This is a genomic window from Westiellopsis prolifica IICB1 (assembly GCF_004323185.1).
Classification (GTDB): domain Bacteria; phylum Cyanobacteriota; class Cyanobacteriia; order Cyanobacteriales; family Nostocaceae; genus Pelatocladus; species Pelatocladus prolificus_A.
This window is the reverse complement of sequence record NZ_NAPS01000002.1, coordinates 2,604,076-2,617,574: the sequence shown is the minus strand read 5'-3', so window position 1 is coordinate 2,617,574 and position 13,499 is coordinate 2,604,076. Positions and strand designations below refer to the sequence as shown.

The 13,499-nt window shown below is 39.9% G+C and carries 8 protein-coding genes; 5 read left to right on the top strand and 3 right to left on the bottom strand.

The window, feature by feature from the left end; translation table 11 throughout:
* Nucleotides 1–137 precede the first annotated feature (137 nt).
* Nucleotides 138–2,531, bottom strand: coding sequence for a CHASE2 domain-containing serine/threonine-protein kinase (locus B4U84_RS25570; RefSeq protein ID WP_131120960.1), 2,394 nt, complete (start codon nucleotides 2,529–2,531; stop codon nucleotides 138–140).
* Nucleotides 2,532–3,299: 768 nt separating this feature from the next.
* Between B4U84_RS25570 and B4U84_RS25565 the strand changes: the two genes are divergently transcribed.
* From B4U84_RS25565 to hpnK, 3 genes are all read left to right on the top strand, one after another.
* The gene (locus B4U84_RS25565; RefSeq protein ID WP_026082023.1) at nucleotides 3,300–3,824 is read left to right on the top strand and encodes a LabA-like NYN domain-containing protein; all 525 of its coding nucleotides are present in this window, start codon (nucleotides 3,300–3,302) and stop codon (nucleotides 3,822–3,824) included.
* Nucleotides 3,825–3,914: 90 nt separating this feature from the next.
* The gene (locus tag B4U84_RS25560) at nucleotides 3,915–5,519 is read left to right on the top strand and encodes a 2-isopropylmalate synthase (RefSeq protein WP_131120959.1); all 1,605 of its coding nucleotides are present in this window, start codon (nucleotides 3,915–3,917) and stop codon (nucleotides 5,517–5,519) included.
* 119 nt (nucleotides 5,520–5,638) lie between these two features.
* Nucleotides 5,639–6,517, top strand: a complete 879-nt coding sequence (hpnK, locus tag B4U84_RS25555; RefSeq protein WP_131120958.1) for a hopanoid biosynthesis-associated protein HpnK — start codon at nucleotides 5,639–5,641, stop codon at nucleotides 6,515–6,517.
* A 30-nt stretch (nucleotides 6,518–6,547) separates the two neighbouring features.
* On the opposite strand, the gene B4U84_RS25550 is transcribed toward hpnK, so the two are convergent.
* Nucleotides 6,548–7,387 carry a DUF1838 family protein gene (locus B4U84_RS25550; protein ID WP_131120957.1) on the bottom strand — a complete coding sequence of 280 codons (840 nt, stop codon included), beginning with the start codon at nucleotides 7,385–7,387 and terminating at the stop codon, nucleotides 6,548–6,550.
* A gap of 212 nt (nucleotides 7,388–7,599) precedes the next feature.
* On the opposite strand from B4U84_RS25550, the gene B4U84_RS25545 reads away from it, so the two are divergent.
* Nucleotides 7,600–9,522, top strand: a complete 1,923-nt coding sequence (locus B4U84_RS25545; protein WP_131120956.1) for a M28 family peptidase — start codon at nucleotides 7,600–7,602, stop codon at nucleotides 9,520–9,522.
* A gap of 100 nt (nucleotides 9,523–9,622) precedes the next feature.
* Complete coding sequence (locus B4U84_RS25540) at nucleotides 9,623–11,614, top strand: M36 family metallopeptidase (RefSeq protein ID WP_131120955.1); 1,992 nt, start codon at nucleotides 9,623–9,625, stop codon at nucleotides 11,612–11,614.
* A gap of 391 nt (nucleotides 11,615–12,005) precedes the next feature.
* On the opposite strand, the gene holB is transcribed toward B4U84_RS25540, so the two are convergent.
* Entirely contained in the window at nucleotides 12,006–12,944 is a 939-nt protein-coding gene (gene holB / locus B4U84_RS25535) for a DNA polymerase III subunit delta' (RefSeq protein WP_131120954.1), read from the bottom strand.
* Between the last annotated feature and the right edge of the window lie 555 nt (nucleotides 12,945–13,499).

Below are 13,499 nucleotides of genomic sequence, written 5' to 3'. Positions count from 1 at the left end.
ACCAAGGGTGGTTTCATATAAGCACCAGAAAAATTTAATGGGGTAAAGGGATGATTTTTCCCTTTACCCCTTTAGCTTTTCCCGGTCTATTTTGAATTTCAGATTTTTTCTTGAATCCAAAATCTAAATTCGCCAAGTCAGCTTTTGTCTGTTGTCCCTTCTTCTCTTTTTTGTTGTACTAAAGTATCTTCTAGGGATTCGTCGAACCAAGGTGTCGTCAGAATGTCTGATTCTTTCAAAGAAAGGGAACTCGATAATGAATTATCGCTGGATAAAGTATATGTGTTTTCATAACTAATTAGGGCGTTGAGTGCTTGTATTGGTTCTGATGCAGATTGATAACGGTGTTGAAAGTCTTCTTGCACCATTTTTGAAATAATTTCAGCCAAAGCAGGACTAACTTTTGCTTTGTGCATCCATTGCAACTCACCGTCAGCATCTTTTTGCAGTTCGTGAGGAGGGATACCAGTTAGCCCTTTAATCCCAATCATGCCAATTGCATAAATGTCACTATTATATTGCGGACGGCCAAAACATTGCTCAGTGGGTGCATAACCCTTAGTACCAATGCCAATTGTAAAGGCAGTTTGTTCTTGACTACCCAAAATTTGTGTAGTTACTTCTTTAACAGCACCAAAGTCAATAAGTATCAGCTTGTTATCTGATTCTCGGCGGATAATATTGCTGGGTTTGATATCTCGGTGAATTACACCATTTTGATGGACAAATATCAATATTTGCAATAATTCTCGCACAATCTCGATCACTTCGGCTTCTGCAAGTTGTTTACCTGGTGGCATTTCTTGACTTAAAGCATGACCATCAATGTATTCTTGAACTAAATAAAATTCTTCTTCTTGTTCAAAATAAGCTAAAAGTTGGGGTATTTGCTTGTATGTTCCCAATTTTTGTAATGTTTGAGCTTCTGCATTAAATAGTCGTCTAGCAACCGCCAATTGTTCCGGTTTATGAGTCGCTGGTTTTAGTTGCTTGACAACACATAAAGGATTACCTGGTAGTTGGATATCTTCTGCTATATAGGTTTCGCTGAATCCTCCTGCACCAAGTACTTTGACAATTTTATAACGTCCGCCCAAAATTTTCCCTGATAACGCTATGTCTAGTTCTTGAAGTAGGTCTTGCAAATCATCTTGTTGGCTGATAATTTCTTGGACAACGGGAGAAGATTTGTATTTATTAAAAATAACTAATAACTGATGTTTTCGGAAAACTTCTTTCGCTGCTTCTGTTACCAAATAAGATAATCCAATTGCAGCGATCGCAATCATCGGAATGGCAGCAGGAACAATTAACTGACCATAGATGAATAGTATATAACTAATTCCACCCCAACTAATAGCCAAAATGACACTATAGATAAATTTCCTGACTACGCGCTTTGTTTTACCAATAACTACTGCACATATCCCCACTAAACTAAATACAAATAAACCACGTAAAGGTGGAGTTTTTATGGCTTGGGCAATGCTTTTTCCTTCCATCAAAGTTGCGATCGCATTGGCATGAATTTCCACTCCTGACATGGGTTCTGGATACAGCCAGCTAGAAGCCGCAGGTACTAAATAATAATCTTTTGACGCTTGGGATGTGACTCCAATCAGGACTATTTTGTCTTTGAATACCTTTCCTTGTTGTAAATAAGTATTCCAATTTTCTGGATCAAGTACGTGCCAAAATGGATATGTCTCAAATGTACCCGCACTGCCATAAAAATATATGCGATCGCCTTTTGGTCGGGGATAATTAATTTGGGCAGACCTTAAAACTGCTTCGCCAAAAGAGGGAATTTTATCTGTAGTAACAAAACCTTCTTGCGCCTCTAATAACTTGGGAAACTCGCTCGCTAAACGGTGGACTTTATCATCTACTTCTTTGGGAAAATTCACCGAACCAATTGACACCGAACCTTTACGAAACATCTGGTGAGGTTGGGTGAGTTGCCAAAAAACCCCTTGATGAGTTTCTGTATTTTCGTAAATTGCGGCTAAGGATACTTTGCTTCCATAACGCTGCAAAACAGCCTGCAATTTGCGATCGTTTTGATTATTACTTGGTAAATCAAATAACAAATCTACCGCTATATGACGCGCCCCTGCTTGCGCTAGCTTTTCGATTACTTGAGCATATGCTACACGTCGATAGGGAAAAACTTGCAGTGGCTCTAAGTAAGCATAGGCTTGCGGATCTGTTTTGTAATATTGTCCTGGTACCGATATCGATTGTTCGTCAATTGCCAAAATTACAATGTCTTGTGTTGGAACTACGGAGCCTCGGAGAATAAAAAAAACAGAATATGCTTGATTCTCTAGTAATTTTACCCAGCCGAGACTGTAAGCACTCAGCAGTGCTGCTCCACATACCCAACTACCAGCAAGTAAATTACCTAAACGCTTCATCAGCTTTGTCTGACGTACTGATGTTGTTAAAGTTGCTTTTGTTGATTTACTTGAGGTTTGATTGGCAGCTGAGACATCTTTTTTAGTTAATGTATATATAGGTTCTTCTGCCATATCCTCTTGCTCATTGATTTACTGTGATTTTATTTATTTACACACTCTTTTAGAACAATAAACTTAAAATCTGGCTTAAATGACAATCTTATACATTTGTAAACTAACCTTTATTTCTTACCAAAGTTCCATTACTCGTGAATACGAAAATATTTGACATATTAGCTAGACAATACGTGAATTTTGACTTAACTTAGCCTTTTAGAGTTATTTTTCCAACAAGACATGGGTTGCACAGAAATATTGCTGCTATAGAATCAGCGGCTATTCCTTCTAAAGGATACACTTCCACAGAAGTTGATCCCCAATCGAGTGTATGAACTGTGTGTAAGAGTGAAATCATTGCTCTAGCCGAAGAAGTATTCTCAGTTTAAAGGCTTTACTGAAAAGCAATCTCGTATTGTGTGCAGTCCTTGCTCTGTCCAAAGAAATATTCTCAACCTCAACCTTACACTCAGCCTAGATTACACCATTTTAGGAGTAAACTTAATTGATATACAGTCGTTATAAGTTCTTACTTAAGTCAATTTTATTGGTAGATTTTGCCTATAGGGTGCAATTAACAGTGCCAAGTGTAAAAAATGTTAAGCACTCGGTTAACGTTAATAACTATGTTTTCAGCAATTTTATACTTTAAGAGGGGTTAAATATAACTTATATATGACATTATAATTTATAGATAATAGCAAATTTGTGATTTTATAATTGCTATAATCTATTGTTCAATCTAAATTCTACTTTATCTATCTTCTTAGGTGTAACTTTATTATGGGTTCCTCTATGAATCGTCTGTCTATTTTTGTAGACGGAAATAATATGTTCTATGCTCAACAAAAAAATGGCTGGTTTTTTGATCCACGGCGAGTATTAGAATACTTCAGACATGAGCAGTCAGACACAACCTTAATAAATGCATTCTGGTACACTGGCTTAAAAGACCAACAAGATCAGCGAGGTTTCAGAGATGCTCTAATTAGTTTAGGATATACAGTAAGAACTAAAGTTCTCAAAGAATATTATGATGACTCTTCTGGTCGTTATTCACAAAAAGCTAATTTAGATATAGAAATAGTTGTAGATATGTTTAACACAGTAGACCAATATGACCGAGTAGTGTTATTTAGTGGAGATGGAGATTTTGAAAGAGCAATTGAATTATTACGTTCTAAAAATACTCATATTACAGTTGTATCAACAGAAGGAATGATAGCCAGGGAATTACGCAATGCTACGGACAGATATATAGATTTAAATGATATTCGTGACCAAATAGAAAAAGTTGATGCATTATAAGTTTGACATCTATTTACAAATTATAAAAGCAAAAAAATTAAGTTTTAAGGTATTTTAAGCCACAAGTAAATTCTAAACAACTAGCAGCCAATGAAAAACCAACCAGAAAAAATTATTATTTTTGACACCACTCTTAGAGATGGCGAACAGTGTCCGGGTGCAACTTTAAATATTGATGAAAAACTCACTATTGCCAAGCAATTAGCCCGTCTAGGTGTGGATGTAATTGAGGCTGGTTTTGCCTTTGCAAGTCCTGGGGATTTTGCAGCAGTTAATAAAATTGCCCAAATTGTGGGGACAGAAAATGGGCCTGTAATTTGTAGTTTGGCAAGAGCAAGACAAGATGATATTAAAGCAGCAGCCCAAGCAATTCAACCAGCGGCAAAAAAGAGAATTCATACTTTTTTAGCTACTTCTGATATTCACCTCAAATACAAGCTGAAAAAAACCAGACAAGAGGTATTAGCGATCGCAGAAGAAATGGTTGCTTATGCCAAAAGCTTTACTGATGATATAGAATTTTCTCCGGAAGATGCAGGACGTTCCGATCCAGAATTTCTCTATGAAGTTTTAGAAAGAGCGATCGCGGCCGGTGCAACAACTGTTAATATCCCCGATACCGTTGGTTACACAACTCCAACTGAATTTGGAGGATTAATCAAAGGAATTAAAGAAAACGTTCCCAATATTGATCAAGCAATTATTTCTGTTCACGGACATAATGATTTAGGTTTAGCTGTAGCCAACTTCTTAGAAGCAGTAAAGAATGGGGCTAGACAGTTAGAATGTACCATTAATGGTATTGGAGAAAGAGCCGGAAACGCAGCACTAGAAGAATTGGTAATGGCGTTACATGTGCGGCGACAATATTTTAATTCTTTCTTAGGACGTCCAGCAGAATCTGAAGAACCACTCACAAATATCGACACCAAGCAGATTTATAGAACCTCGCGCATGGTTTCTAATTTAACAGGAATGCTGGTGCAACCAAACAAAGCAATTGTTGGTGCAAATGCTTTCGCTCACGAATCAGGAATTCATCAAGATGGTGTGCTGAAAAACAAGCTCACCTATGAAATTATGGATGCTCAATTAATTGGTTTGACAGAAAACCAAATTGTTTTGGGTAAACATTCTGGTAGAAATGCTTTCCGCACACGTCTGCGAGAATTAGGTTATGAACCAACAGAAACAGAATTAAACAAAGCATTCGTCAGATTCAAAGAAGTCGCAGATAAAAAGAAAGAAATTACAGATTGGGATTTGGAAGCTATTGTTAATGATGAAATTCAACAAGCTCCAGATTTATTTAAGTTAGAGTTAGTGCAAGTTTCTTGTGGTAGCAACGCTAAACCCACAGCGACAGTCACCCTGCGTAACCCAGAAGGTGAAGAATTAATCGATGCTGCGATTGGTACAGGCCCTGTGGATGCAGTCTATAAAGCCATTAACCGTGTTGTTAATGTACCTAACCAATTAATAGAGTTTTCTGTGCAATCAGTCACTGCTGGAATAGACGCCATAGGAGAAGTAACTATTCGCCTACGATATGAAGATAGAGTTTTCTCTGGTCATGCCGCAAATACGGATATTATTGTGGCATCGGCGCAGGCGTTTGTTAATGCTTTAAATAGACTATACGCTTGGTTGCAAAATCAATCTAAGAAAGAGGAAGTCACTGCTGAAAAATACTGAGTTTGTAGTGAGGACTTTAGTCCTCAAGAAAGGACTAAAGTCCTTACTACGAAATCCTTTAGCCTGTCAAAATCTTTGTGGCAGACTACTATTTATAGTGAATAACAAAAAAAGAATCTATGCAGAAAAGATTCGCCATTATCAATGGTGATGATTTCGGTTTTTCTAGTGGCGTTAATCAAGCAATTATCAAGGCTCATGAAGAAGGTGTACTAACTAGTACCAGCCTAATGGTAACTGCTGATGCTGCCAAGGAGGCTGTTTCTTTGGCACGCACACATCCTAATTTGTCAGTTGGTTTACATCTAGTATTGGTATGTGGAAAATCCGCCTTACCACCAGAGCAAATTCCCCATTTGGTTGACCAACAAGGTAATTTTTCCAACAGTTCATTAATGGCTGGGTTGCGTTATCAATTTATCAGAGAAACTCGCTCTGAACTGCGACAAGAAATCCGTTCCCAACTGGAAAAATTCTGCTCTACTGGTTTACCTCTTTCCCATGTGGATGGACATTTACATATGCATATGCATCCAGTGATACTCCGTATTCTAGTTGAACTGGCAGCAGAGTTTGACATCAAAGCCATTCGTTTACCATCTGAAGAACTGGGACTGAATCTCAAGCTAGAATCTAGTAATTTGCTGACTAAGCTAGTTTGGTCAGGAGTATTTGGTAGACTGCGCTGCTACGGTGAAAATTTGTTGAAATCTCAAAATATTAACTTCACAGAACGAGTTTACGGATTGCTGCAAACTGGTTGTGTTACAGAGAAATACTTGCTTAACTTAATACCTCAAATTCGGTCAGATGTAGTAGAAATTTATTGTCATCCAGCGATCGCAATGAGTGGTGAACCTCTGAATGGTCCACCAACAGCAGGGGAAGCAGAACTTGCTGCTCTGTTAAGTGGTCAAGTGCGTGAAGTGCTTGCTAGTAATAGCTTTGAACTTACGAATTATTCTTTACTGCATTGTAGAAACTCAAAAAATGGCTAAATTCAAGTCAAAGCGATCGCTTCTTTAACCTTACTCTAAGCAAGGTTCTTCTTTTATAGGAGCTGATAGGGGAAACTCTTCACCTCGGAGATATGCATCAAATTCTTCTTCAAATCGGCTCCAACTTGTCCCAATCGAACGTTCTAATCTACAAATAGGAGCTTCACGAAATAGTGGTAGGCGATGTTCAATTTTTTCCTTAATATGTGGATGTAAATCTTCAAAAGTTTCTGTTTTAGCGCCTGTATAATTTAGTACTAATAACCCTGGTTTTCCTTTCATTTTCATCCATGGTTCCCAAGGACCCATACGGTAATAAGACATCGCAACGGCGCGATCGCTTTGAGAATTTTCCCCTTTTTCATCCAATATAGCTGTAGGAAAAATAAATTTGTAAGAGTCTGAGGAACGTAGAAATTCTTCTGGTGAATAATCGGTAAACTTAGGATTTTTGGCGAGTGGATTAGGAAGCTTCTTGTTAAAATCCAGTGAAACAAAGGATATTTCTGGAGCAATATAAGCGTTAATCTGGGGTGGAATCTGAAACTCCTGGTAATCATAAGAGCGATGCATAATATTTAGAGTTTCACCTGTCCAGGGATTTTCCCATTGCTTCAAAATTTGACCACTTTGAGGGTCAAGATAAAGCGAAAATTTACGACTTACCAAAGTCCAGCGCGAGTTAACTTTGTCTTGAATACAACGGGAAATGTCCACACCTAAAAAGTCAAACAAATGAATTGGTTCATCCTGATCTAAAGGTTGAGCATACATCGAACCTGTAGCTTCAAAGTAGTAAGTTTTACCATCAGTACCACAACGTACTTTGACGAACTGCTCATCTGTAATTGTTGATTTGGTTAAGGTCATATATTAATTATCTATTAATGTAAAGTTTTGTCTCTAAATTCAATTTTTTTGCATATGTGGAAACTGTTAATCCCATGAATAATTAGTTAGGCAGCAAGGCATGTGTGTGAGATCTAACTTTGAAACCTATTGCTGAAGACAAACATAGAGGCAGGTGAATCGAGGTGAATTGATTTAGTTTCTTAATCTGATTTTAGGTAAGAGGATTAACAATGAATGGGAGCAGAACATCAATAGTTTTTTTTGATATTGGTGATACTTTAGGGACTCCGAAGATATCACCTCCTCCTTCCCGTTTAGAAGGACTAGATATTTATCCATACATACCAAATGTCCTTCAGCGCTTAAAAGATAACGGTGTCAAAATAGGCATCATATCTAATACTGGTAATGAAACAGAACATGATATGAGAAGAGTACTTGAAGAAGCTAAAATTTATAGCTTTTTTGAGCCAAACTTACTCATTTATAGCTCAGTGGTTGGTGTCAGAAAACCTTCTCCAGAAATATTTCGTCTAGCAGCCGAAAGAGCAGGCTATGCTGAGAAGCCTAAGAATTGTTTGTTTGTAGGAGAAGATAGTAAAGAACGTAAAGCCGCTCATGATGTCGGTTGGCGCGTAACACCGCATCCAATTCTAGTTTGGGATGTGTTAGAAGGCAGCCGTTTGAGATATATTCGTGTAACTGTTTCAGCAGAGCAAAGTGACAATGCATGGAGATCGGCTATTAGAGGTTTATCAGTCGTTCCCTTATATGTGACTGGAGAAAAGGGGAATCAAGTGTATGCGATCGCTACAACCTCATCTATCCCGACTCTAATTGATCTAGGATTTCAAGTCGATTTGCTGGGTAGCGAGGGCGATCCTCTGACAACAGAAGTGTATCTGCTACGGGATGATCGGCAAACTAGCACTGGTTTTCTCAACCCTCAAGGGCAATCTAGTAGCTTTTTTGTTGGTGATCAAGAGTCTAAATGGGTTTTAGCTTCTTCCTTTGAAGGAATTTATGTTGCCTTACCAGGCGATCGCTCTGTGGAAGAGTATCATTTTGAAGAAGCATATCACGGACATAATCTCAAGCTGTTACCCGATCTTAATTTACTCGAACCGTTTGGAGAAGGTAACAATGCTAGAACCGCAGGCTTTCTCCAAGCACCCACAGTAGAACCATCTTTGAATGAGATTGAACTAGAAAAGCTTAAAACAATTACCCCAGATTCAATTCGTGAATATCTGGAAAGATATGCAGGAATAAAACCACTTGATGAATCAACAGGAATTAAAATTAAAAGCCGACATATACACAGTTCAGATATTGGTCTAGTCACCGCAGCTTTAGCAAAAGACCTGGAAAAAATCGGTGGCGGTCAATTCCGCATCAGAATGGATCGATTTGTCCATGAAGGACGCGAGTTGGATAATGTTGAAGCAGAACTACAAGGTAGTGAATCAGAAGAAATAGTTTTAGTCACTGCTCACTTAGATTCTACGGCTGCTTCGAGCCACCCTCGTGGTGATTACCATCCTCAGCGAGATCCCGCCCCTGGTGCAGATGATGATGCTAGTGGTGTTGCTGCTGTTTTGGCGATCGCTGATTTTATCAAACAAATGACTGCTATTAAACCTCCCAAAAGAACGATTCGATTTGTTCTTTTTAACGCTGAAGAACACGGTTTAGTAGGTAGCAAAGCTTACGCGCGAACTCAAGCAAGGTTAGCGGCTCCTATCATTGGCGTTTATCAGATGGATATGATTGGCTACAATGTCGCCCCTCCCCGTTCCTTTGAGGTTCATGTTGGCTATATACCTTCAGCGGATGTGCAATCTCGCTCTCTGGTACTTGCAGAACGAATGAAGCGCCTGATTCCCCAAGTATCTTCTAATTTGGAACTCCCTCAAATTTATATACAGCCAGACCCCGCTGCTGGAAGAAGCGATCATGCTAGCTTTCATGAACGTGGCTATGCTGCTTGTGTAACTTCTGAGGATTTTTTCATCGGTCCAGAACCTAGTTCTCCAGTGGCTGAGGCAAATCCCAATTATCACAAAGATCGGGATACCTTCGTAGATTTTGACTACGCTGCTGATATTGCCCGCCTTATTGCCGCCGCCACATGGGTGACTGCAAATGCTTAATTTTGACAGATCTTAGCAAGTTATTACAACCTAAGTTTCGTTTTTGTTTTTTTAACTTCCCTTTCTCATCACTAAATTATCTAAATAATGAGGTGTACAAATGGTAGCTGCGATCGACACTCGTAACTTCACTACCAATCGTGCGACTGAAGCTCGGATGAATGAACTCAGTCGGGCTGCTTCTTTTGTCTCCAATCAGTTGCCCGGAACCCATACGGTTAGTGTTCCTGCCTTAAATTCGCTCACAGGTACTCCCAATAGTCTCTTGTCAAGCAATGCGCCAAGGACAGCAGGATCGCTGATTGACCAAGCCTTAAGCTTTGTGACTCAAACCAGTGCCGCCTTAGGATTTACCCCTGGTGAACCAGTTGAATTCATCCCAGATCCTACAATTGAAACCAGTAGTTCCCAAAGTAAAGCCGTTCACTTACAACAAACCTATCGTGGCATTCCCGTCTTTCAAATGGTTCGCACCGTTCGTTTCTCCCCTGCCAACGCAATTAGCGACGTAGTAGGAAACAACGTTAATCTCCCGCCCGAAATTAATATTGCACCACAAATTCATGTTACCCAAGCAGTAATAGCCGCCGCTCAGTATGTGGCTAATAGCAACGAAGCAGAGGCAATGACTGATGGTTGGGGACAGTCAATGACGCCAATCCGCATTGATATATCTGATTATGTTCCGCGAGTACTCGTTACTTTTCCCTTGCCGAGCAAACCCACGGTTTTGGATAATGGGCCTTTTGCTGAATTGATTTCCGCTCATCTGGTTCTGTTTTACCAAAATCCTGAGACGCGCCTCGGATGGTATCTGCAAATTACTTTACCGAATTATCAAGATCAATACGAACTCATTGTCTCAGCGGATCGTACTGAATCAGAAATTCTCTACTGTCAAAGCTTAATGCGAACGGCTCTGGGAGAGGGCAATGTTTACAAAGAAAATCCGCGTACCACACCTCGGCAAATGATTCCCTTTCCTCAGAATTTAAATGATTATCCTATTCCCCAACCTAACAATCTACCTCCTGAATTTCCTGGTGATTGGTGTACTAACGACAAGTCCGTCGGCAATAATACTATCGCTGCTCTATGGGAAGAAATATTTCCCGGACGAGTACGTGAAATTCAGAAACTTCAAGGACAGATGCAAAATGGGAAAATCGTGTTTAATCCTAGTGACCCTACAGGAGATGAGCAGAAAATCTTAAACATTTTCTACTTCTGCAACTATATGCATGATTTCTTCTATTTGCTAGGGTTTAATGAAGAAGTAGGAAATTTTCAAGAGATCAATTTCAGTGGAGTTCCAGTTGCGGGTGATCCAGTCGATGCTCGTGCCTTTCAGAAAGCAGTTCGAGGAACGGCGAATATGCTCACCCTTCGGGATGGAATCAAACCCATTATGAATATGGGTACAGTAAATATCACCCCTACTGATAAACGGCACACTGCTTTTGATGCCGATGTCGTCTTCCATGAATTTACTCACGGTGTAACCAACCGTTTAGTAGGTGGTCGAATGAATAGTCCCGAAGGACTCCAACAACCTCAAAGCCGAGGCATGGGAGAAGGCTGGAGTGATTATTTTGCCCTTACAATTCAAAATTTTGGCAAGCCAGTTGAAAAGGTTGTAACAGGAGACTGGTTGGTCAATGATCCTAATGGTATTCGGGGTCTAAAATATGATAGTAATTTCCCTGATCATTTTGACAAGGTTGGTAAGGGAAGATACACTCAAGAACACAATCTCGGTGAGATTTGGTGTGCCACTTTGATGGAGATGAATCGCCAGATTGGAGCTGCACTAGGATCACAAGATCTCGGTCATCAACTCGGCTGGCAAATTGTTGTCGATGGCTTGAAACTCTCTCCCTCTAATCCCAGTTTTTTAGATGAACGTGACTCAATTCTCAAAGCTCTCGATGACTTACATACATCAGGACGCTTGAACGATAGCGATTATGGCAAAGTAAGAAAAGCCATCTGGGAAACCTTTGCTAAATTTGGCATGGGACCGAATGCAGATTGCGCTGGAGCTTCGCTCAGTGGGATTGTTGCAGATTTCAACGTACCTCTTGGATTGTAGTTAGAGAGAAGGAGCAGAGAGAAAAACTTTGCTCCTTCATAACAAATTTTCAAAAATCATTCGATTCAAAAAATTTTTGCAACACATTCAGAATATGAGACGCGATATATCGCGTCTGGTACAAAATTTATCTGTCGCATTCTTTTTTTAATAGGACTTACGCACACTCTACGAATTCTTGGCTTCTACCTTACGGTAGACACGAAGTGGCTTCTGAAAGTAGCCGCTAGCGCGTCTAAGGCGTCTTGGCGGTTAGATAAATTAACCTTTTTGGCAATTTTTGCGTAAGTCCTGTTTAAATTGATATCACCTTAAATCCTGTCCTGGAATTATTGAAATATACAAATTGGGCATATACATATACAAAACTTACAAAAAATGTCAAGAGATATTATCGACACAATTGAATAAATGTGCATTCCCAAACAAGGCGGGGCTGGGCGTAACAAAGTAAGGATTTACGAGCTTGTTCTAATAGTTTGATCATCTGGGGTTGACGCCACTGGAGCCAGTAAAATTGTTGGAGATAATCAACTAACCACAGTTGGGCTTCTGTATCTAAAGCTTTATCAATATTTCTACCTAATTCTAAGGCTTGGCGATAGTTTTGTGGTTTTTTGCTGACAGCTTCGAGTAAATCTGAAGGAATAGCTTGTAGTTGTTGATAAGCTGCGATCGCTTCTCCAGGACTACCACCAGCAATACTCAAAACCGCAGGATGTTGGAGAATTTCCTGATTACCTGTGCGTGTTAATATCTCAGCCATTGTCGCTGTATCTAAGCGATAAAAGGGAATACGTTGGCAGCGTGAAACTAATGTTGGTAAGATTGACTCTGGCGAAGGAGCAATTAAAATCAGTGTTGCTTGTCCTGGTTCTTCTAAAGTTTTAAGTAGGGCGTTAGCAGCTGCTTCTGCCATTGTTTCTGATTGTTCCACCACGACTACATGTCTTGGTGCTTCCAAAGGTGGACGGGAGAGAAATTCAGTAATCTCACGAATTTGTTCTAAACGAATCACTGGTGGTGCTTTGCGCTTGAGTCCTTTTTCGGCTGCTTCTGCGGCTGTCAAACGCTGTCCTTGGTACTGGTAGGTTGGCTGCACCCATAGGACATCAGGATGATTTGCTTTTTGCAATTTAGTACGAATGACACCAGTATTATCTGGTTGAGCATTGGTAAATAAAAACTCCATAAAGCAGCGTGCTGCTAAACTGCGCCCCACACCATCCGGGCCAGCGAACAAATAAGCCGGAGCAACTCGGTTATTTACTACAGCTTGCGTCAGTAATTCTATTGCTTGTGGTTGTCCAATGAGTGAAGAAAAAGTCATCCGATTTTGGATTTTGGATTTTCGATTTTGGAGCCACGGGAGCATCCCAATTTTTTCAATAGACCTCTTGCAAAAATATTTTTACCCCACCCTAACCCTAAGCGTAAACTGGGAGGGAACTAAATCTTCCCCTCGTTCACGGGGGGATTGAGGGCGGTTAATTCGACTTTTGCAAGAGGTCTAATATACCGCGCTTGGGTTCTAAGGGTTTAAACCCTTAGCTAATAGCACAAGTCGTATGAATACGACTTCATCAAATCAACTAGTCTGCTTAAAGCAGACTTTGACTATGAGACTGCGATTTCAATCGCAGGCGGGTTTTTTAAACATTTGGGATGCTCCCGGAGCCACTACGGTGGAAGGTTTCCCCCCAACCCCAGCTACAGTGTACACACAAGTCTTTTAAAGTTTCTCCACAGGCGTTTGATTACCCCAACTCCCCCTACTTAAAATTTACTATTTCAAACACTCAACGACGAGTATCAAACACTCAACGACGAGTGTAAAAGACTCAACGACGAGTGTAAAAGACTCAACGACGAGTGTAAAAGACTC

Excerpts from the sequence above, each read along its gene's own strand:
- B4U84_RS25570 (WP_131120960.1), bottom strand. The coding sequence starts at position 2,531 with ATGGCAGAAGAACCTATATATACATTAACTAAAAAAGATGTCTCAGCT.
- B4U84_RS25565 (WP_026082023.1), top strand. The coding sequence starts at position 3,300 with ATGGGTTCCTCTATGAATCGTCTGTCTATTTTTGTAGACGGAAATAAT.
- B4U84_RS25560 (WP_131120959.1), top strand. The coding sequence starts at position 3,915 with ATGAAAAACCAACCAGAAAAAATTATTATTTTTGACACCACTCTTAGA.
- hpnK (WP_131120958.1), top strand. The coding sequence starts at position 5,639 with ATGCAGAAAAGATTCGCCATTATCAATGGTGATGATTTCGGTTTTTCT.
- B4U84_RS25550 (WP_131120957.1), bottom strand. The coding sequence starts at position 7,387 with ATGACCTTAACCAAATCAACAATTACAGATGAGCAGTTCGTCAAAGTA.
- B4U84_RS25545 (WP_131120956.1), top strand. The coding sequence starts at position 7,600 with ATGAATGGGAGCAGAACATCAATAGTTTTTTTTGATATTGGTGATACT.
- B4U84_RS25540 (WP_131120955.1), top strand. The coding sequence starts at position 9,623 with ATGGTAGCTGCGATCGACACTCGTAACTTCACTACCAATCGTGCGACT.
- holB (WP_131120954.1), bottom strand. The coding sequence starts at position 12,944 with ATGACTTTTTCTTCACTCATTGGACAACCACAAGCAATAGAATTACTG.